Genomic DNA, 20562 nt, shown 5'->3' with positions numbered 1-20562 from the left:
CGTTACAGCAGGGCCGGCTCAGCCCGGGAGGGCATGTTCAGCCCAGCAAACCCGGCACAATCAGCAGGCCTGTCGGCACTGCGAGCAACATGGTCGACGCAGCAAGGACCAAGGCGCACTGACCAAGCGGAAGTGGCGGCTTCGGCGAGAGCAGCCGGCTGACGCGCGACGCCGTCGTACGCGGGGAATCGGCGCCGCCGGTCCCGCTGAAGGTGCTGTCGTCGGGGGAAGGTGCCCCGGTGTTTGGTGCAGGAGGCGCGAATTGCTCAATCGGTCGGGCGGAACCGCCGGCCACGATCGCGATCGCCTTGATGAGCGTTCCCTTGCTCTCGGTGCGCAGCGCCACGTCATCGGCGAGCATCTCGATCAAGGAGTTGACTGCAACCTGGGCGAGTCGCGTGGTGGGGAACCAAGGCAGCGCCTGGCGCCAAGCGGCGAAGGCCCACAGAAGAAGGTCGTGCCGCTGCGAAAGATGCGCGTTCTCGTGGATCAGGACTGCCCTGAGCTCGGCAGGCTCCAAGGCTGCCATCAGGCCGTCCGAGAGCACTGTGACGGACCGCGCGCCGCCGGGCAGGCAGTAGGCGACGGGGGAGTCGTGGTTGATGACCACGGTGCCGGGGCCGTCGTCGGAGGGCGACGCCAGAAGCGCGAGAAGTTCGCGGTGCCTCCGTCGCTGCCGTTCGATCTTGATGTAGGTGAGCAGCAGGGTGAAGACGAGATGGGCGCTCAGCAGGGCTGCCGCGGACAAGGCGAACAAATGCCAGAACCCCAGCGCCGTAGTGGGCTCGTTGTGAAGCACCATGCCGGCCAGGGAACGCAGCCCGGCGATGAGGTTGTCGCCGATCGGCTCAAGTCCGTAGACAAGCATGGCCCCGATCATCGAGAGGCCACCGGCAAGCGCGATGGCCTGCCAGAGGACCATGGCCATGAACGGTGCGCGAGCCGGCCATTCGGCGCGCGACAAAAGTACAGGAACCGGCCATGCCAGTACCAGAGCAAGGACCGCCAGAAAATATGAGGTCCAGAACATGGGTGGTTAGTTTTTGCCGAGCAGCTTGCGCAGCGTGGCGGCTTCACTCTCGCTCACGGAACCAATGAACCGGGCCAGCACGGCTTCCCGGTCCGGGGCGGAACCCAGGGCCTCGTGCATGAGGTCTGCCGTGTGGTCGGCGCGGCTCGACACTGCCTGGTAGCGGTGTGGGCGGGTCCCGCGTTCGCGCTCCACGAGGCCTTTCTTCTCAAGGCGGGACAGAACAGTCAGCACTGTGGTGACTGCGAGGTCCTTGCCCTGATGTCCCGCGTTGCCATCCACTGCGGCGGAATCCTGCGCCAGCAGATCACGAAGTTTGTTGGCTGTCGCAGCCTCCTGGCCCGCCCAGAGCAGATCCATGACCGCCCGTTCCAGTTCGCCAAGACTTGCCATCAATGCATCCCTACTTTCCGCACTTTCCCTGCTCCGTTGTACGGGTGGGGGTGCGCGATGAATCCAACATTCCACCTTCAATCTACAGCTTTTCGGCTCGCGATTCTACGTGAGGTAGAACATGCTGCCCGGCGTGTCCTTGCGGCGCTGCGGCGCCACTGGAAGAGTGGTGAAAATATCGCAGAGGCTTGTTCTACACTGTGTAGAAGAAGAAATTTCTACGCAGCGTAGAAAATGAACGCCGCAAGCGGACGGCCGGATAATAAGGACAGCCATGGACGCCTTGGAAATCGCACGCTGGCAATTTGGAATCACCACGGTCTATCACTTCATGATGGTGCCGCTGACCATTGGGCTGGGACTCGTTGTAGCCGTCATCCAGACTCTTTGGTACCGCACTGGCAAGGTGGAATACCTTCGGATGACCAAGTTCTGGGGCAAGCTCTTCCTCATCAACTTCATCATGGGCGTGGCCACGGGCATCGTGCAGGAATTCCAATTCGGCATGGCCTGGAGCGAATACAGCCGCTTTGTGGGAGACATCTTCGGCGCGCCGTTGGCCCTCGAAGCGCTTCTCGCGTTCTTTGTTGAATCCACCTTTCTGGGGCTGTGGATCTTCGGCTGGAAGCAGCTCAAGCGCGGTGTCCACCTCGCGTGCCTCTGGATCGCGGTGATCGGCTCGGTCTTCTCGGCCTACTTCATCATCGTTGCCAACTCCTGGATGCAGCACCCGGTCGGCGTCCAGATGGTCAACGGACGGCCCGTCATGACGGACGCCTGGGCAGTTTTCACCAACAACACGGCACTCGTGGCCGTGCCGCACACGCTCTTCGGCGCGCTGGGGGTCGCCGGCGCCTTCCTCCTGGGAATTGCCTGGTACCACCTTTGGCGCCGCCGCCACGACGGCATTGACACGGTCGGAGCCGACGGCCGTGCCATTGCGGGCGAGACCAACATCCCGGGGCGGGACAAGGCCGACTACAAAGTGTGGATCCGCTCCTTGCGGATCGGTGCGGTCGTCGCCATGATCTCTTTTGCCGGCACCGCTTTCACGGGTGATATGCAGGGCAAGTTGATGTTCGAACAACAGCCCATGAAGATGGCCGCGGCCGAGGCCGCTTGCCACGACGGCACGGGATTCTCCGTCCTGAGCGTCGGCAACGTCGGCTCGAAGAACTGCAACGACATCGTCGCCGTGATCGAAGTTCCCGGCATCCTCTCCTTCCTGGCCAAGGGCGATTTCACCACGGAAGTGAAAGGCGTCAACGGCCTCCTGGACGTATACAAAGCCAAGTACGGCACGAACCTGCCGAACGATCCCCTGTACGGGGACCGCGCCGGGCAGCAAATCCAATACGTGCCCGTCATGGAAGTGACGTACTGGGGATTCCGCATGATGATCGGTTTCGGCGGCATCGCCGCTTTCGCTGCTTTGCTGGCCCTGTGGGTGACGCGCAAGGGCGTGGTGCCCCAATCCCGCTGGATCATGCGGCTGGCTGTCTTCGGTATCCTGGCCCCTTTTGGGGCCAACGCCGCCGGCTGGATCTTCACCGAGATGGGCCGTCAGCCTTTCGTCGTCGCGCCCAATCCGGACGCGAGCGGTATTGACCAAGTGTTCATGTTCACCGCTGCGGCCGTGTCGCCCGGGGTTTCCGCCGCCGAGCTCATCACCTCACTGGTGGTGTTGTCTTCCATCTACGCCGTGCTGTTGGTGGTGGAAGTCCGCCTTCTGGTCAAATATGTCCGCGGTGGCGTGGCCTCCGCCATGCCCGAGCTCGCCGAGGCCGGCCACGGCGAAAAGAACGAAAAGAAGAAGGACGGCGACGGCGGGACCCCGGGCGCTCCGGGGGAGCCCGGCACGCCAGACGACGTCCTGGCATTCGCCTACTAGGAAGCAGAGGATCTTCGAATGGAACTGTTGCCTACCGTCTGGTTCGTGGCCATCGCCGTGCTGTGGACGGGATATCTCTTCCTGGAGGGCTTCGACCTCGGCGTCGGAATGCTCATGAAACTCTTCGCCCGGAACAATACCGAACGCCGCGTGTTGCTCAACACGGTCGGTCCGGTATGGGACGGAAACGAAGTGTGGCTGCTGACCGCGGCCGGTGCCACATTCGCGGCTTTCCCGCTCTGGTATGCCGCGTTGTTCTCAGCGCTCTACCTGCCCTTGTTGATCGTCCTGGTGGCCCTGATCTTCCGGGCGGTGGCTTTCGAGTACCGCGGCAAGGTGGACAATGCGCGCTGGCGTACGGTCTGGGACTGGGCGATTGCCGTGGGCTCGTTCACGGCCTCCTTCGGCATCGGCGCGGCCCTGGCCCTGACCACCACGGGGCTCCCGCTCGACTCGAACGGCGACCGCCAAGGCGGAGCATTCGCCTGGTTCAGCGGGTACGCCGTGCTGGGCGGCCTCGCGGTCGCAGCCTTTGCCTTGGTGCACGCTTTGGCCTTCCTGGCATTGAAGACCGACGGCGACGTGCGGCACCGTGCGCGCCGCTGGTTTGTGCGGCTTGCGCCCGTTGCGTTACTGCCGTTGCTGGCATGGGCAGTGGCTGTCCAGCTCCTGAGCGGGAAGCCGTGGACGTGGTTGCTCGTGATCCTGGCAGTGGTGGCGGCCGCAGTGGCCTGGGTTCTCGCGCGCCAGGGTGCTGAGGGCAAGGCCTTCGGAGCCTTGGGTGCGTTCCTGGTGTGCGCTACCGGATCCATCTTCGGCGCCGCCTTCCCCGTGGTCATTCCTTCGACCTTGGATCCCGCCTTCAACCTCACGGTCTCCAACGCCTCGTCCTCCGCCTACACCCTGGGCTTGATGAGCATCGTGGCGGCCGTCGGTCTGCCTCTCGTCATCGCGTACCAGGCGTGGACCTATTGGGTGTTCCGCCGGCGGGTGAGCGCGGCACACATTCCGGCAGCGCATGGATTCCTGCCGGCCATCGCCGCCAAAGTGCTCGTCGGCAACGAGTCACCGGGCGGCACTGCTGCCAACCACGCCCGCCACAACGCCAGCGAGTAGCGGATGAAGCCCCAGTTGCCCGCCGGGCCGGCCACGCGATCCGCCCTGTACGTCCTTGGCTTGCTGTCTTCGCTCAAGGCCTTGTCCCTCGTCCTGATTGCGCAGTCCATCGCAGGAATGCTGTCCGGACTTGCAGCGGGCGGCACCGGCTGGCGGGAAGGACTTCTCTGGGGCGCCACCGGAGCAGTGCTGCGCTCCCTGACCGTCTGGGGCCAGGCTGTTGCGGCCCGCCGGGCCGCACTGGGGGTAAAGGAAGAACTGCGGTCCCGGCTCTTGGGGCGTGCCCTCGGTACGGGGGCTGCGGGAAGGGTCGGGGAAGTCAACGACGGCGGGCTGGCGGTGCTCGCGACCCGCGGACTCGATGCGCTCGACAACTACTACACCCAGTTCCTGCCCGCCTTGGTCAACTGCGCAGCAATACCACTGCTCCTTGGAGTCCGGATCTTCTTCGCGGACTGGGTCAGTGCCGTCGTTGTGGTGGTGACCCTACCCTTGGTGCCGCTGTTCATGGTGCTGATCGGCCGCCACACCGAGGACCAGGTTCACGGAGCCCAATCCACGTTGAGGAGGCTCTCAGGGCACATCCTCGAGCTGGCCAAGGGGCTTCCCGTGCTCGTGGGACTGGGCCGCGCGGGCGAACAGCGTGCAGCCCTTGAGGACCTCTCGGAGGAATACCGCTCACGGACCATGGGAACCCTGCGGATTGCCTTCTTGTCCGCCCTTGCCCTGGAGCTCATAGCCACCATTTCGGTGGCCGTCGTGGCCGTCTTCATCGGGGTGCGACTCGTGGCCGGTGACATGGGCCTTGAAGCGGGCTTGCTGGCACTCATCCTCGCCCCCGATTGCTATCTTCCTCTGCGAGAGCTGGGGACGGCCCACCACGCCAGCGACGAGGGCCGCGAGGCATTGGCTGCAAGCAACGCAGTGTTGGAGTCGCCGGCGGGCAGTCCGCTTGGCTGCCTTTCGGCCAACGAGCCGGTTTCCGGCAGCGAGCCCGGCGTCGGGGTGACCGGATTGACGGTGCGCTATGCGGGAAGGGACGCAGCCGCCGTCGGGCCTATCGATTTCCATGCACCCGAAGGGCAAATCACGGCCCTCGACGGCCGCAGCGGTTCGGGAAAAAGCACCCTTCTCGGCGTCCTTGCCGGGACGATCGGCGACGGTCCGCAGGCCTCGATCACGGGATCCGTCACCGGCCTGAAGGCCGGTACAGTGGCGTGGGTGCCGCAGCATCCCGTCATGGTGGCCGGGACGGTGCTGGACGAGATCCTCCTCTACCTGAACAACGGAAGCCAGGATTCCGCGCCAGACGCGGACATTGCAACGGCAATGCGCTGCCTGGAACAGGCTGCAGCGGAACACCTCGCCCTCAAACATCCTGCCGAGTTGAGCCCCGGCGAAGTGCGGCGGGCCGCTGTGGCCCGCGGCTTGGCGCGCCTTAACGCGGGAGCCACTGTGCTGCTCCTCGACGAACCCACCGCCCACCTAGACGTCGCCTCCGCCGACGCCATCCGCACGGTGATCGCGGGACTGCGCGGGAATGCGACGGTCATCCTGGTTGCCCACGACGCTGCGACCCGGAAACTGGCGCACAACGTAGTGAAGATCGACCCAGTGAAGATCGACGGCGGGACGGCACAGGAGCACGTCGGCTCCGTGCACCAGGACTCCGCCGTATCGGCGGCAGCTCCGGTCCAGCGGGACACGAATCCCGCAGCCACACCGGACCGGGGAATTGAACCCCCCATCCTTCTCTCCACGGTCAAGGACCTGGCGCGGATCCTGGCCCCGGTCCGCTACAAGTTTGCCGGCGCCGCGCTCGTTGCGGCGCTCGCCGCCTTGTTTGCCGTGGCTTTGTCCGGACTGTCCGGCTGGCTCATCATCCGGGCCAGCCAGCAGCCTCCGATCCTGTACCTGCTGGGCGCCATCGTGGGGGTGCGGTTCTTTGGTATTGGCCGGGCGGTGCTGCGCTATGCCGAGCGGCTCCTCGTCCACGACACCGTCTTCGCCGCGATGACAAGGCTCCGGGGTACGCTGTGGGCGGCGCTCAGCGCGCGGGCGCTGTCCCTCCGCAGGCTTCTGCAAGGCGGGAACGTCCTGGGCGCCGTGGTGGACGACGTCGATACCTTGCGCGACGTGCTGCCGCGCGTCGTACTGCCGCCCCTTTCCGCACTTGCCGTCGCGGTATCGGCGGTGGTCGCCTCGGCCTTTCTGGCGCCCGCCACGGTGCCGGCTGTCATCGCAACCGCCGTGGTTGGCGTTGTCCTGGCGCCTCTCCTTGCCCTGGTGGCGGACCGCAATGCCGCGCGCGGCGAACAGCAATTGCGCTCGCTGGTGCTGCGTGACGTTGCATCCGCCCTCGATGCCCGTGCCGAACTCAGCGCCAATGGTGTGGCCGGGGCCGTTCTGAGCTCCTTGACCAAGCGGGACAACGCAGCCACCGCCGCGGCACAGCGTTCCGCGTGGGCCGACGGCATAGGCCAGGGGGCTGCGGTGCTCGCCTGCACGCTGGGAGCGCTCGCGGCGGGCATCCTCGCTGCGCCCTCGGTGCAGTCCGGAACCGTTGCACCCGCCTTGCTGGCCGTCGTCGTCCTTCTCCAATTGGCGCTCGCGGAACCCTACGGAGCAGTGGTGTCCGCCGTACGGCAAGCCCCCGCTTTGGCCGCAGTGCTGCGGCGTATCGCCCGCTCCGGGGCTTTTGACATGCCAGTGTCCGACGGCGGTGTGCTGGCCTTGGCGGAGCGACCTGACAGTTCCCAGGGGCTGCTGTTGGACGGCCTCGGAGCGTCTTGGCCCGGTGGCGCGCCCGTCTTCACCGGGCTTAGCGCCGAGGCGGTCCCCGGCCGCTGGCTCGCGGTCACCGGCCCCTCCGGTTCCGGAAAATCCACGCTACTCTCTGTGCTGCTCGGCTTCCTGCCTGCCTCGTCCGGCAGGGCGTATCTCAGCGGGAATGCCGCATGGTGTCCCCAAGAAGCCCACCTGTTCGACTCCACTATCCGCGGCAACCTGCTGCTCGCCCGCCCCGCCACCGGCAAGCCTTCCGAAACGGACATGTGCAAGGCCTTGCGCGCTGTCGGCCTTTCCGGACTGGTAGCCGGCCTTCCCGGCGGACTCGATAGCCGCATCGGCCCCTCGGGGTCGTTCCTGAGCGGCGGCGAACGCCAACGGCTCGCCATGGCCAGAACGCTGCTGACCGGAGCGAAAGTCCTCCTCCTCGACGAGCCGACCGCCCACCTCGATGCTGAAGCCGGGCGCCTCATGATGGCGGAACTCCGCAGCGGGCTGAAGGATGTCACGGTGGTCCTCGTGACCCACAACCCGGTCGAGATCGGCGAGGCGGACGCCCGGCTCGACCTCGAAGCCCCGAAGGAGAGCCCGGCGCTGGTACCCGGAGGCTAGTCGGCGAACCGCCCGAAGATGGCGTCAACCGACTCGACGATGGTCTCCACGAGTTTCCGCGCGTCGTCCTCCCGGATGAGCGGCGTCGATTGGCCTGCCCACAGGGACATCAGGCCAGGGACTCCTTGGGCTGCCGCAGCAGGCCGAAACTTGCCGGTCAGCCAGTTCTGGATGGGGAACGGGGCATGGGCCGAGGGGTCGGCAAGCTCCGCGATGATCAAGTTGGGGATACCGCGTGCCAAGCGGCCGCTGAGGGCACGTGTCAGGACTGTATGGGCGGCGTCGGGGCCGTGCAGCGCAGCCACGTGGGCCGGGCTGGCGGCAGACTGGCGCGTGCCAAGGAAAGCCGAACCGATCTGGACCGCATCCGCACCGAGGGCGAGAGCGGCAGCGACCCCGCGGCCATCTGCGATACCTCCCGCGGCGATGACCGGAACGGAGACCGCATCCACCACTTGCGGGACAAGGGCCATGGTTCCGACCAGCGAATCTTCCGGAGCACGGCGGAAAGATACCCGGTGGCCGCCGGCTTCCATCCCCGTGGCAACGATGGCGTCCACTCCGCCGGCGGCGAGGGCCACGGCTTCGTCCACAGTGGTCGCCGTGCCTACTACAACAACGTTGTTCCGGTGGGCTTGTTCAATAACGGATTCCGACGGACCCCGAACACGAAGCTCAGCACGGCCGGACGGGCGTCGATGGCCGCCTGGATCTGACTCTCCAGATCCGGCAGGTAGTGCTCGGGCTGCTCAGGCGGGTCCACGCCCACCCGTTCGAAATAGGGCCGGAGGATGTCCACATAGGCGGCGAATTGCTCGGCATCCACGCTTGGCGCCTCTTCGCCCTCGATGGGAAGCCAGAGGTTCAGGGCAAACGGCTTCCCGCTGGCCTCCTTGAGCTCGCAGGCCGTGGCCGCAATCCGTTCCGGATCAAATCCGTAGAGTCCATACGAACCCAGTCCCCCGGCATCGCTGACCGTGGCGGAAAGCTCCACCGAGGACAGGCCACCGAAAGGGCCAAGGACGATAGGGAGCTCAACATCGAAGAGACGAGTTGCCCGCGTATCCTTCCACGGCATCACAACGCCTAGCCGTCCACGTCGTGGAGGTGATGGACCACGTCATGCAGGAAATACTGCGCAAATGTCAGCACGGTGAAGGTGGAGCCGTTGCTGCGGACACCGGTTCGTGGCCATTCTTCTTCGCGGACGGCGGCAAAGGAATTCGCAATTTGTTCTCCCTCGGCTGCCAGTTGTGCGGCCACTTCGGCGGGATCCGAGTTGGCGTAGCCGCCGTCGATCGCGGCATTGTCCTGGTCCCAATTGGCGAAGTGGGCATCGTCCTCGCGCAGCATCAGGTTCAGGCGCTGGTCGAAGAGGCTGAACACGTCCCGCACGTGGCACGCATATTCCAACGGCGACCAGGTGTGTTCGTCGGGGCGGACCGAAGCGCCTTCCCGGCGCAGCACGGCGCGCCAGCGCGGCAACATGTTCAGCACCGTTCCCGGAACGGTCGAGGGAGTCACGGTGACGGCGTCGAAGCCGCATTCGGGGCACGGTGCGGACAGGACCCAGGTCCAGTCCTTCTCATCAGGAATGATCGGCATGGCAGTAGTCTAGGGCCCGAATTCGTGATCCGGGCGCACTGCGGAATCCCATCGGGTCCACGGCACCCAGCGCCCGATCAGGAGTACAGTTAGGTGCTGGGGAAGCCTGGAAAGTGAAATTGCCATGCTTAAGGATCTAAACGTCGCCGGCGTGCTTCCGGCCAGCGATCTCGCCCGCGCCCGCGACTTCTACCGCGACAAGCTCGGCCTCGAACCGGACAACCCGGATGCCACGGACAACTTGATGTACAAGTGCGCCAACGGCACTGCCTTCCTCCTGTACGAGACGCCCAACGCCGGGACCGCCAAGAACACCCAGCTGGGATTCCAGAGCACCGATCTGGACCAGGACATGGCCGATCTCAGGTCACGGGGAGTCGTTTTCGAAGAATACGACTTCCCGGGCCTGAAAACCGAGAACGGCGTCGCCACCATGCCGGACGGCGAACGGGGAGCCTGGTTCCTGGACTCGGAAGGAAACATCATCAGCCTCGCCACGATGTAACCCGGCACCTTCGAGTATTAGCCCCGCACGACGGTTTCCGGCACGATTCCTTCCTCCCACGCCATGCTCGCGCCAAGAGCGTCAACAGGCTGGGAGAGGGGAACCCCGGAACCGTCGCGGCGGCCGTGCTCCTGTGGGAGGGCGCGGGCAACGCCGGCGCTCGATGATGCCTTCGCCGGACCGTGACCCGCCCACCCGAGGAGGAGCGTGTCTTCACCCTTGAGGAACCGGTGGGCCCGGACGCCTCCCGTGGCGCGGCCTTTGGCCGGGTACTCCCCGAACGGGGTGACTTTTGCGGTGCCCGGAGCAGTCCCCGGCAGCGCACCGTTGGTCCCTGCGATCGTCACGACAACCGCAGCAGGGTCGTCGGCGCGCACCGTGCCGAAGTGGATGACGTCGTCGCCATCTGCAAGTTTGATGCCCGCCATGCCGCCGGCGGTGCGCCCCTGTGGCCGGACAGAGGAGGCGCTGAAGCGCAACAGCTGGGCAAGCCGGGTCACGAAGACGAGTTCGACGTCGTCGTCCGGGGCAGGTTCCACGCCCACCACACTGTCCTTGTCCTTGAGCGCAATGATTTCCCAGTCTTCACGGTTCAGCGGATAGTCCGGCTGGACACGCTTGACCACGCCTTGGACCGTTCCGATGGCCAACACGGCATCGAGCGGCACGAACGCCACAAGCGTTTCGCCCTTGAGCAGGGTAATGAAGTCCTTTGCCGCCACGCCGCCTGCAAGATTAGGCAAGCCGGACACGGGCGGGAGGGCCGGCATGTCCATGACCTGGACGCGGAGCATGCGGCCCTGTGAGGTGACAGCGCCGATTTCGCCGCGCGCGGTCGTTTTGACCACGGACCGGTAGACGTCGTGCTTGCTCCGGGGGCCGGATTCGGCCAACGGTTCCTGATTGGACGTCCGTGCGATCTGGCCGGAGGTGCTCAGGAGCGCCCAGCAGGGATCGTCGGGGATTTCGAGTGGGAGTGCCGCGGCCTTGCCTTTGCCGGCAGGGACGGCGGCCGCGAGCGCCGCGGCGACGGTGGGGGAGACTGCCTCCGACTCGAGGAGAACAGTGCGTCGCGGGGTGCCGTATTTCTCGGACACGTCGGCCAGTTCACCGGACACCAGCTCGCGCAGCAGGACGTCGGACTCGAGGATCGCCTCAAGCTCGGCAATTTCGCGACGTAGCTCTTCCTGTTCCTTTTCAAGTTCGATGCGCGAGTACTTGGTCAGCTGGCGCAGACGGAGTTCCAGGATGTAGTTGGCCTGGATCTCGGACAGGTCATAGATGGACATGAGCCGTTCGCGGGCCGCCGCGGCCTCGTCAGAGGACCGGATGATCTGGATGACCTCGTCGATGTCCACGATCGCAATCAGCAAGCCCTCAACCAAGTGGAGACGGTCTTTCTTCTTGCCCAAGCGGAAGGCCGTGCGGCGGCTCACGACGGACAGCCGGTGGCCAACGTAGACCTGGAGAAGCTGGAGCAAGCCCAAAGTCTGCGGCTGCCCATCCACCAAGGTCACGTTGTTGATGCCGAAGGAGTCTTCCATCGGTGTGAAGCGGTAGAGCTGCTGGAGAACCGCGTTGGGGTTGAAGCCGTTCTTGATCTCGACCACGAGCCGCAGCCCGTGCTTGCGGTCTGTGAGGTCCATGACGTCGCTGACGCCGCTCAGCTTTTTGGCGTTGACGGCATCCTTGATCTTTTCGATGACCTTCTCCGGGCCCACCATGTAGGGGAGTTCGGTCACCACAAGGCCGGTGCGGCGCGCGGTCAGCTGCTCGATCTCCACCTTGGCGCGGGTCTTGAACGAACCGCGCCCCGTGGCGTACGCGTCACGGATTCCGTCGAGGCCCACGATTCTGCCGCCCGTGGGCAAGTCGGGGCCGGGCACGAAACGCATGACGTCTTCCAACGTGGCGTCCGGATGAGCGATGAGGTGGCGGGCGGCCGCGATGACCTCTACGAGGTTGTGGGGAGCCATGTTCGTGGCCATGCCGACGGCGATGCCCGTGGTGCCGTTGACCAGCAAGTTGGGGAAAGCTGCGGGCAGGACATCCGGCTGCGTGAGCTGGTTGTCGTAGTTGGGGACGAAGTCCACGACGTCTTCGTCGAGGTTCTCGGTCATCGTCATCGCAGCCGCGGCGAGCCGGGCTTCCGTGTAACGCGGCGCGGCCGGGCCGTCGTCGAGCGAACCGAAGTTGCCGTGCCCGTCAATCAGGGGCAAGCGCAGCGAGAAGTCCTGGGCCATGCGCACCATGGCGTCATAGATGGCGGCATCACCGTGGGGGTGCAGCTTTCCCATGACTTCGCCCACGACGCGGGCGCTCTTCACATGCCCGCGGTCCGGGCGCAGGCCCATGTCGCTCATCATGTACAAGATGCGCCGCTGGACGGGTTTGAGGCCGTCGCGCGCATCGGGGAGCGCACGGGAATAAATCACCGAATACGCGTACTCCAGGAAGGAGCCTTCCATCTCGGAAGTGACGTCGATATCGATGATGTTCTCTGTGAAGTCCCCGTCGACGGCGGCCGTGGCTGCGTTTGCGCGGGGGGGACGTTGGCTGCGTGCCATGGAGTCGGTGGATCCTTAAACGTGTACTGCGGAAGACTTAGCTAGGCTAAGCCTATGGTGGATCAGCCCGGCGCCGGCGTATATCCGGAATATTGGGAGGCCGATGTCGTTCTTCGCGACGGCGGCACTGCCCACTTGAGACCCATCTCGCCCGAAGATGCCGAGGCACTGCAGGCCTTCCACACTTCGCAGTCCGAGACGTCCATCTACATGCGGTTCTTCTCGTTCAAGCCGAGGCTCTCCAGCAAGGAACTGCGTCGATTCACCGAAGTGGACCACAAGGACCGGGTGGCGTTCGTCATTACCATCGGCGGCGAGATCATGGGCGTCGGCCGCTACGACAGGCTCGGGGACCCCACCGAGGCTGAAGTGGCCTTCAACATTTCCGACGTCCAGCAGGGCCGCGGCATCGGTTCCATCCTGCTCGAACACCTGGCGGCGGCCGCCCGCGAAAACGGCATCCGACGGTTCACCGCCGAGGTGCTCCCGGAGAACCGGAAGATGCTCAGGGTCTTCGCCGACGCCGGATACGAGCTTGCGCGCAAGTTCGACGACGGCGTCGTCAGCGTGGAATTCAACATCGACCCCACAGAAAAATCCCTCGCCGTCATGGAATCGCGGGAACACCGCGCCGAGGCACGGAGCGTGCGGGACCTCTTGGCGCCGTCGTCGATCGCCGTGGTGGGCGCAAGCCGCCGGTGGGGTGCTGTGGGGCACCAGCTGCTTGACCACATCCTGGAGGGCGGTTTCACCGGCGCGGTCTATGCGGTCAACCCTGAAGCCTTCGAGCTGGCCGGAATGAAGTCCTTCGCCCGGATCGCCGAGGTCCCGGGTCCCGTGCAGCTTGCCATCATCGCCGTGCCATACGAAGAAGTACCGAAAGTCGTGGACGAATGCGGTGCAGCCGGCGTCAAAGGCCTCGTGGTCGCCACCGCGGGTTATGCCGAGGACGGCGAGCAAGGGTTGCGGCGGCAAAAAGACCTCGTGCGCCGCGCCAGGTCCTACGGGATGCGCGTCATCGGTCCCGAGTCGCTGGGGATCGTGAACACGAATCCCGACGTTTCCCTCAACGCGTCGATGGCTCCGAAGCTGCCGCGGCGCGGGGGATTGGGGCTGTTTACGCAATCAGCGGCTATTGGCATTTCCGTCTACGCCGCCGCGAGCCGCCGGGGCCTGGGCCTTTCCTCGTTCCTGTCCGCCGGGAACCGCGCCGACGTTTCCGGCAACGATGTCATGCAGTTCTGGGAAGACGATCCCGACACCTCCGCCGTCGGGCTCTACCTGGAGTCGATCGGCAACCCCCGCAAGTTCTCCCGGCTGGCCCGCCGCTTGTCGCGCTCCAAGCCGGTCATCGTCGCCAAATCCGATGTCACAGGGCTGCGCCTTCCGCCGGGCCACGTGGTCAGGACAACGTTGGCTCCGGCAGCAGCTTTGGATGCCATGATGCGCCAGGCAGGGGTCATCGCCGTCGAAACCATTGAGCAACTCATGGACGTGGCCCAGATCGTGTCCAGCCAGCCATTGCCCAAGGGCCCGGCGCTCGCCGTCTACAGCAACTCCGCAGCTCTTGGGAAGGTTGTGGCGGACAACGCGGCGCCCCAAGGACTCGTCGTCGACAGGATCGTCACGGACGTCGACCTGGATGCGGGGATGTCCGCGGCACGGGATCAAATGCGGAGAAGTCTCACGCAGAATCTTTCGGACGACGCCGTCCATGCGGTGGTGGCAGCCATGGTGCCCTCACGCAGCCTCACCATGGAAGTGATCGCCGGAATCCTCGCCGAGTGCGCGGCTGAGGCCGGGAAGCCCGTGGTGGCGGCTTTCACAGGGGTCTTGGACGCTTCCGTGCAACTGGATGGTCTGCTGACTCCAGGCGGAGCGTCCGGGCCGTCCCTTCCTTGCTTCTCCAGCGCCGGGACCGCGGTGGCGGCGCTGGCGGCAGTGGTCCGTTACGCGAAATGGCTGGATCGGGACCAAGGCATGGTCGTGGAACCAACAGGTTGCGACCGCGAGGGTACCCGAGAACACATCGAACGGCTCTTGTCTTCCGTCACCGGGGAGCAACTGGTCCACCTCGACGCCGGCGAAGCCGCGGCCCTGCTGTCCCGCTATGGCATCCAGGTGGTGCCATCGGCGGTTTTCGAGAGCGACGACGAAGCCGTAGCGGCTGCGGAACGCCTTGGCTGGCCCGTGGTTCTCAAGACGACGGACCCTGCCCTCCGGCACCGCCTGGACCTGGGAGGCGTGCGGCTGGACATCGAGGACGCGGATTCGCTGCGGCGCAACATCGCACAGATGCGCCGGGTCCTCGAGCCCTACGGTTCATCCGCGATCGAGGTACAGGCCATGGTTCCGGTGGGGCAGGCATGCACTTTCCGCGCCATCGAAGATCCGCTCCTGGGGCCGGTGGTGTCCTTCGGATTGGCGGGAGATGCCGTGAACCTCCTCGACGATTGGGCACACCGCGTGCCTCCCTTGTACGCAGCCGATCTCCACGATTTCATCCGGACCCCCCGTGCTTCCTTGAAACTGTTCGGCTACCAAGGACTTCCTGCAGTTGACGTGGCAGCCCTCGAGGACCTGGGAGCGCGGTTGGTGCGCCTCAAGGATGAACACCCCGAGATTGCCTTGGTGGAATTCAATCCCGTCCTCGCCGGGGCGCGGGGAGTGAAAATCCTGGCCGCCGAGGTCTGGATCGGAAACGCCGCGCAGCGTACGGACAGCGCCCGCCGTGCGATGCTCGGCTGACCGTGAAGTAACCGGGCAGTTATGAAGTCCCCTGCCGATCTGTGAAAATGGGGGAATGAGCTCGAAGTCCCCGACGCCTCCGTCCAGTCCGGCCAACACCGGGCACCATGCAGCACACGACCACAGCTCGCAGGGGCAGAGCCTGGACCAGGCACTTCAGCGGGCAGGTTTCTACCCTGTCCTCGTTGCCGATGTTGTTGCCGATGCCTTGGACGGGCGCGATTGCCTTGCGCATCTCGTGCATCTGGAAACGCATTTCGACCGTGCCGAGGTCCGGCGGCACATCACGGTCCTTGTCCTCACGGAGGACATGCTGGTCATCACCCACGTCGACGACCAGCAGCTTGACGAGGCCGGCGAGCAGATCGTCGCCCAGATTTCCACCGAGTCCGTGCCCGTGGCACAGATCCGCTCGGTAGTCCTCAGCTACATGTATGCGCAACCGCAGAACTACGCTCCCAGCGACCCCGTCAGGGAACTGACCTTGTCCATTGCCTGGTCCGGTGGCCAACGCCTGGACGTGGGACCTGCCAGCTGCGGCGATCCGCAGTGCGAAGCAGACCATGGGTACACGGGCACCATCTCCCAAGAGGACATCGTGCTTCGGATCAGCGCGGAGGCCGACGGCCCCAGGGCGGTGCAAGACGCGAAGATCTTTGCCCGCGCACTGCGAGCGGTGAACACAGGCGTTCCTGGGCCTTCGGTACACACGGGCAGCCTTCCCGCACCACGACTCCGCTCGGGCGTCTTCGGCAACCGGCTGAGCCGCGGACACCAGCGCTGATGCCGACGTCGGAACCCGTCACCCGGGAAGCCTCACCCGTCGCCAACTCAGGTCCGGAGCTTCCCAACGCGCCGTTGTACGGAAGCAAATCAATCGCCGAGGTCTTCACGAGCGCCGCCGCGAGCATGGGCCTGCCCGGGTTCGTGAACAAGCTGCAATTACCAGCATCACAACGCGTGTGCGTGGTGCTCGCCGACGGCTTGGGGCGGAGCCTCCTCAAGCAGAAGGCCGCACACACCCCGTTCCTCCGGTCCATCACGAACGTGGGGCAAGGCGTTGTCCCCGTCTGGCTCGATTCGGCTTTCCCTTCCACCACAGCCTCGTCCTTGGCCAGCCTTGGCACCGGCCGTACGCCCGGCGAGCACGGCATGGTGGGTTATGACGTCCTGGATCCGGCCCAGGACAAGGTGGTCAACCTGCTCGGCAATTGGGACGCCGGCGTGGACCCCCTGAACTGGCAGCCGTTCCCCACAATTTTCGAACGGGTGGCCGCCGAGGCCGATGTCGTCACTGTGAGCCTGCCCCAGTTCGGCGGATCACCCATGACCCGGGCTGCGCTCCGCGGGAGCCGTTTCGTGGGAGGCGGCTCACTGCACGCCCGAACGGCAGCCGCGGGGGAGGCCATGACCGCAGGAACGCCTTCACTCATGTACTTCTACGTCAACGAGCTGGACAAGGCCGGGCACCGCTACGGCTGCCAGTCGGATCGCTGGGAGCACCAGCTCGAAGAGATCGATTCGACCGTGAAAAGGCTCTCCGCGTCCCTTCCCGCAGGCACCACGATCCTGCTCACAGGCGACCACGGGATGCTTGACGTCCCGGAATCGCAGCGTCTCGACTATTCAGCCGATGCTGCTCTTGTTGCAGGCGTCCGGCACACGGCAGGCGAGCCGCGCATGGTCCACCTGTACCTGGAACCCGATGCCGGCGAGCATCACCGGCAGGCCTTGCTGGATGCCTGGCGCGACCGCTTCGGCGAGCGGATCTGGGCTTTCACCCGGGAACAAGCGCTTGCGGCCGGTCTTTTCGGAGCCGTCCGCCCGGAGGTATCACCTCGGATCGGCGACGTCATGATCGCCGCCCGGGACGCTTTGGCGCTCTACGACGTCCGCCGCGTCCGCCCCACCGCCTTGGAAGTCGTCGGGCAACACGGCTCGCTGACCAAGGCGGAGCGCGAAGTGCCATTGCTTTGCTTCCAGGCCGGAGGAGCCAAAGGCCGCCGTGGCTGAGCTCATTTTCTTTTCCGGGACCATGGATTGCGGCAAGTCCACCCTCGCTCTGCAGATGGACTACAACCACAGGGCCCGTGGCCGCGGCGGGATTCTTTTCAGCCGTAACGACCGCGCTGGCGGTTCCGTCATCTCCAGCAGGCTCGGGCTCCGGACGGATGCGGTGGAGGTCGTTGACGCCACCGACTTCTGGGACGAAGTTGTCCTGCGCCGGACGACGGGCCTCCGGGTTGACTACCTCATCTGCGACGAAGCCCAGTTCTACTCGCCGGAGCAAGTCGAACAACTGGCGCGTGTTGTCGACGAGATGGATGTAGACGTCTTCGCCTTCGGGATCACCTCTGACTTCCGCACCCGGCTGTTCCCTGGATCCCAGCGGTTCGTGGAACTTGCGGACAGGGTACAGGTCCTGCAGGTCGAAGCGCTGTGTTGGTGCGGCCGCCGGGCAACGCACAATGCGCGGACCGTGGATGGCATCATGGTGGTCGAAGGTGAGCAGGTCGTGGTGGGTGACGTCGCAAGGGAGAACGACCGGGCAGAGGCTGCCAGTGCGCAAGCCGAAATGTTGCCCCTTGAAACCTTGCTCCCTGTTGTCGGGTACGAGACCTTATGCCGCCGGCACTACATGCGCCGGGTGACGGCACATGGCGCAAATCTGATGGCGAGCCGGGACCAATTGCTGCCGTTCGACGTCGACGCCTGCCTTTGGCGCGGCGCGAGCTGAGCGTCCGCCGCGAGTGAAGGTTGCCTAGTCGCCGCGGGTTCCAAAGAGGATGTCATCCCAGCTTGGGATACTGGAGCGCTTGGGCCGTGACGGTTGGCGCTCGGCTGGGGCTGCTGCGTCGGACTCTTCACCGTGGGACTGGCTGTCTGCTTCCGGGTGCACCCCCGCAGACGGGGCAGCCGGAGTGACTTTGTGCCAGGAATCCTTCAACCCGGCACGGGTGGGCTTCAGCTCCTCGCGGTCACGTCGGGGCGCTCCGCCGAGCAATTCGTCGAGCCCGGCCCGCGTTGATGCCGGTCCGTCTTGGGAAGACGCCTCGGCCGGGGACCGCGCTTCATCCTTGCTGGCCTGGGCATCGTCGGTCTTGCCCCGGAGCAGGGTCACGGGGCGCAAGGGACTGGGAATCACCGTGATTTCGCGCGTATCGGTGCTGACTCCATCGTGAAGGCGGAGGGAATCGTCTTCCTTGTCCTCATGCCGCGGCGCCAAGCTCAGCCTTGCCAGCATGGATGCGCGGGCGTCCCGGCGGCTCGGGGCGGGCTCGTCTTCTGCCGGCTCGTCCGTCGCTGTTTCGGTTGATGCCTTGTCCGAAAGCTCGTCGTCTTCGATATCGCCGGGTCGGGGATGAGCAGCAGGAACCCCGCTGCTCAGAAGCAGTGCCAAAGCGTCGTCACTGTCTTCGTCGAGACCGAGCCGTTGTCCCCGGCGTGAGCGCAGCATGTCCAGAAGTCCATCGGCTTCCTTGGTGGCAGCGGCGGCGGCCGCACGGGCGGCGGTCCCGCCGTCGACCTCAAAGTCAAAGGGCCTGTCGGAGACGGCTGCGAGCCGTCGGGCCGGCACGGGACCATCAAGAGGTTCGAGCTCGCTCAGTTGCTGGGCCCACCGGTTGGCGTTCTGGAGGGATTTTCGGGCGGGATTGAAAGTCCACATCGCGGGCGGCTCTTCGCCGATGCTCTCCAGGCTGCCTGGCTTGGTTTCGAAGCGTGCGACGACGGTCCACGCGCCGTCGGTCCGGCGCCAAGAGTCCCATTCCACCGCGGCGGAATCGATCCCGTGGGCCGTGAGCCGGTGCGCCACCATTTCGCCCAAGCTTGCAGGATCGTCGCCGAACGCCGCACGGTAGGCATCGTGGCCCGGGGCAGGGGCAGCGACTTCGACTTTGCGGGCTTGTTGGGCGATGTACTCGCGCTCAGCCAGCACGGGGCCCTCGTACCGCTGCACGTTGGCAAGTGGCAACCCGGACAGCTCTGCCACTTCCTCGGCCGTCGCGCCGCTACGGATACGCGACTGAATGTCACGGGGGGACATGGAGACGGGCGTAATTGAGGCACGGGCGGCCACCTGGGCAGGTGTCCGGCTCGCTGCAACACGCAGCGCCTCGTCAATCGGAAGCTGGAACATCTCGCCGCCGGTACCGCTCAACAGGAGATGTCCGCCGTCGTCGTGGACGCCAACCAGCCGTAGATCCCGCATAAAATCCTCCACCATGGCCTATCTGACATTCGAAACTCTGCCACCCGGTGGAGGCTTTTCCTACTAGGACAAAGGGCGCGCCGCGATATTCCGCGATTTTCCGGCATTCTGCTGCGCCGAACGTTTGCTGCGGGGCTATGGACATTTGATGCTGTCGGGAGGAAAATCTGCCCGATATCGGGCACAAAAATGCTGCCTGCTGCGTTACATCCTTAGACCGGAGCAGGTTCTGGTCGGCAGGACCGCGCGCCCCGCGTGAAGCACAAGGGAGAACGAAGAAGGGACCATGGCAACGGATTACGATGCCCCTCGGAAGACAGAGGAAGACGCCAGCGAGGACTCGATCGAGGAACTCAAATCGCGTCGTACAGAGAAGCAGTCATCAGCGGTTGACATTGATGAGACTGATCTGGCTGACGCTTACGAGCTCCCGGGCGCGGACTTGTCGGGCGAAGAGCTACTGGTCCGCGTCCTGCCTCCGCAGGCAGATGAATTCACGTGCTTCAATTGTTTCCTCGTCAAGCACCGTTCCCAGATTGCACGGGAGAAGGACGGGCACCTTTACTGCAAGGAGTGCGAAAGCTAGCCCTGCTTGGAGAGCGCCGCCAGCAGTTCTTCAGGGCGACGGGTGGACGTCAGCCAGTACGGAGTGCGGTCCGCCGGGTCGGTGATTTCAATGCGCACCACAGGGTCGATCCAGCCGCGGAGGCACAGGAACGCCAGGCCATGGAGGCGCGTACCGCGCTCTGCAGTGGCTTCCTCCTTGCGGAATGCGCTGACTGCTCCGACGAATTCGCGCTGGATCGTGGCGCGGCCCACCTGGACGGTGTCGCGGTCCACGACGATCGCCGGAGTCGACAACAACAGCATGATGGTCATGACCGCGAAGAGGACCACAGCGGCGATGATGCCCGCGGTAATGCTGATGGGAGCAAACATCAGGATGCCTGCGGCGGACAAGCCGACCACCACAATCCAAATCCAGGGTGACGGCCAGAGCTTTTCCGTAAACAGGACGCCCGTTTCACTCGAAGAATGGTCCGGAGCGGGTACGGAAGCAGTCGATTCAGGCATGCAACCAGCTTATCGGGACTCGGA

The 20562-nt window shown here is 65.1% G+C and carries 15 protein-coding genes and 1 pseudogene; 9 read left to right on the top strand and 7 right to left on the bottom strand.

The features are described 5' to 3' along the window. Window positions 1–37 precede the first annotated feature (37 nt). On the bottom strand, window positions 38–1030 hold the full coding sequence (locus tag ABD884_RS14375; RefSeq protein ID WP_345046921.1) for a M56 family metallopeptidase: 993 nt from the start codon (window positions 1028–1030) through the stop codon (window positions 38–40). A 6-nt stretch (window positions 1031–1036) separates the two neighbouring features. Continuing rightward, window positions 1037–1423, bottom strand: coding sequence for a BlaI/MecI/CopY family transcriptional regulator (locus ABD884_RS14370; RefSeq protein ID WP_345046919.1), 387 nt, complete (start codon window positions 1421–1423; stop codon window positions 1037–1039). Between the two features lie 274 nt (window positions 1424–1697). Between ABD884_RS14370 and ABD884_RS14365 the strand changes: the two genes are divergently transcribed. Genes ABD884_RS14365 through cydD form a run of 3 tightly spaced genes read left to right on the top strand, consistent with a single transcriptional unit; the run spans window position 1698 to window position 7829 of the window. Continuing rightward, complete coding sequence (locus ABD884_RS14365) at window positions 1698–3314, top strand: cytochrome ubiquinol oxidase subunit I (protein WP_345046915.1); 1617 nt, start codon at window positions 1698–1700, stop codon at window positions 3312–3314. Between the two features lie 18 nt (window positions 3315–3332). Then, window positions 3333–4430, top strand: a complete 1098-nt coding sequence (cydB, locus tag ABD884_RS14360; protein WP_345046912.1) for a cytochrome d ubiquinol oxidase subunit II — start codon at window positions 3333–3335, stop codon at window positions 4428–4430. A gap of 3 nt (window positions 4431–4433) precedes the next feature. Further along, window positions 4434–7829, top strand: a complete 3396-nt coding sequence (cydD, locus tag ABD884_RS14355) for a thiol reductant ABC exporter subunit CydD (protein ID WP_345046909.1) — start codon at window positions 4434–4436, stop codon at window positions 7827–7829. Here the strand turns inward: cydD and ABD884_RS14350 are convergent. Together ABD884_RS14350 and ABD884_RS14345 are read right to left on the bottom strand one after the other, a co-directional pair. After that, window positions 7826–8907: pseudogene (locus tag ABD884_RS14350) on the bottom strand (NAD(P)H-dependent flavin oxidoreductase). The gene cydD and the pseudogene ABD884_RS14350 sit on opposite strands and share 4 nt — an antisense overlap. Window positions 8908–8915: 8 nt before the next feature. Further along, complete coding sequence (locus ABD884_RS14345; RefSeq protein WP_345046904.1) at window positions 8916–9434, bottom strand: DinB family protein; 519 nt, start codon at window positions 9432–9434, stop codon at window positions 8916–8918. Window positions 9435–9558: 124 nt separating this feature from the next. On the opposite strand from ABD884_RS14345, the gene ABD884_RS14340 reads away from it, so the two are divergent. Next, window positions 9559–9939 (top strand): VOC family protein, encoded by a 381-nt coding sequence (locus ABD884_RS14340; RefSeq protein WP_345046901.1) that lies wholly within the window; start codon window positions 9559–9561, stop codon window positions 9937–9939. A gap of 17 nt (window positions 9940–9956) precedes the next feature. On the opposite strand, the gene ABD884_RS14335 is transcribed toward ABD884_RS14340, so the two are convergent. Next, the gene (locus ABD884_RS14335) at window positions 9957–12506 is read right to left on the bottom strand and encodes a DNA gyrase/topoisomerase IV subunit A (RefSeq protein WP_345046898.1); all 2550 of its coding nucleotides are present in this window, start codon (window positions 12504–12506) and stop codon (window positions 9957–9959) included. 54 nt (window positions 12507–12560) lie between these two features. Between ABD884_RS14335 and ABD884_RS14330 the strand changes: the two genes are divergently transcribed. From ABD884_RS14330 to ABD884_RS14315, 4 genes are read left to right on the top strand one after another with little or no spacing between them, the layout of a single operon-like run. Continuing rightward, window positions 12561–15254 carry a bifunctional acetate--CoA ligase family protein/GNAT family N-acetyltransferase gene (locus tag ABD884_RS14330; RefSeq protein ID WP_345046896.1) on the top strand — a complete coding sequence of 898 codons (2694 nt, stop codon included), beginning with the start codon at window positions 12561–12563 and terminating at the stop codon, window positions 15252–15254. Window positions 15255–15309: 55 nt separating this feature from the next. Further along, the gene (locus tag ABD884_RS14325) at window positions 15310–16038 is read left to right on the top strand and encodes a DUF5998 family protein (RefSeq protein WP_345046893.1); all 729 of its coding nucleotides are present in this window, start codon (window positions 15310–15312) and stop codon (window positions 16036–16038) included. After that, window positions 16038–17267: an alkaline phosphatase family protein gene (locus tag ABD884_RS14320; protein ID WP_345046888.1), complete on the top strand. Its 1230-nt coding sequence runs from the start codon at window positions 16038–16040 to the stop codon at window positions 17265–17267. The genes ABD884_RS14325 and ABD884_RS14320 overlap by 1 nt, the downstream gene beginning before the upstream one ends. Continuing rightward, entirely contained in the window at window positions 17260–17991 is a 732-nt protein-coding gene (locus ABD884_RS14315; RefSeq protein WP_345046885.1) for a thymidine kinase, read from the top strand. The genes ABD884_RS14320 and ABD884_RS14315 overlap by 8 nt, the downstream gene beginning before the upstream one ends. A 24-nt stretch (window positions 17992–18015) precedes the next feature. On the opposite strand, the gene sepH is transcribed toward ABD884_RS14315, so the two are convergent. Next, complete coding sequence (gene sepH / locus ABD884_RS14310; protein ID WP_345046883.1) at window positions 18016–19464, bottom strand: septation protein SepH; 1449 nt, start codon at window positions 19462–19464, stop codon at window positions 18016–18018. 286 nt (window positions 19465–19750) lie between these two features. Between sepH and ABD884_RS14305 the strand changes: the two genes are divergently transcribed. Continuing rightward, window positions 19751–20050, top strand: coding sequence for a DUF4193 domain-containing protein (locus tag ABD884_RS14305; protein WP_028266777.1), 300 nt, complete (start codon window positions 19751–19753; stop codon window positions 20048–20050). Here ABD884_RS14305 and ABD884_RS14300 read toward each other — a convergent pair. After that, window positions 20047–20538: a DUF3093 domain-containing protein gene (locus ABD884_RS14300; protein ID WP_345046875.1), complete on the bottom strand. Its 492-nt coding sequence runs from the start codon at window positions 20536–20538 to the stop codon at window positions 20047–20049. The genes ABD884_RS14305 and ABD884_RS14300 overlap by 4 nt on opposite strands. Window positions 20539–20562 lie beyond the last annotated feature (24 nt).

This window comes from Arthrobacter methylotrophus, from assembly GCF_039539965.1.
GTDB classification, from domain to species: Bacteria; Actinomycetota; Actinomycetes; order Actinomycetales; family Micrococcaceae; genus Arthrobacter; species Arthrobacter methylotrophus.
This window is presented reverse-complemented; position numbering and strand designations above follow the sequence as displayed.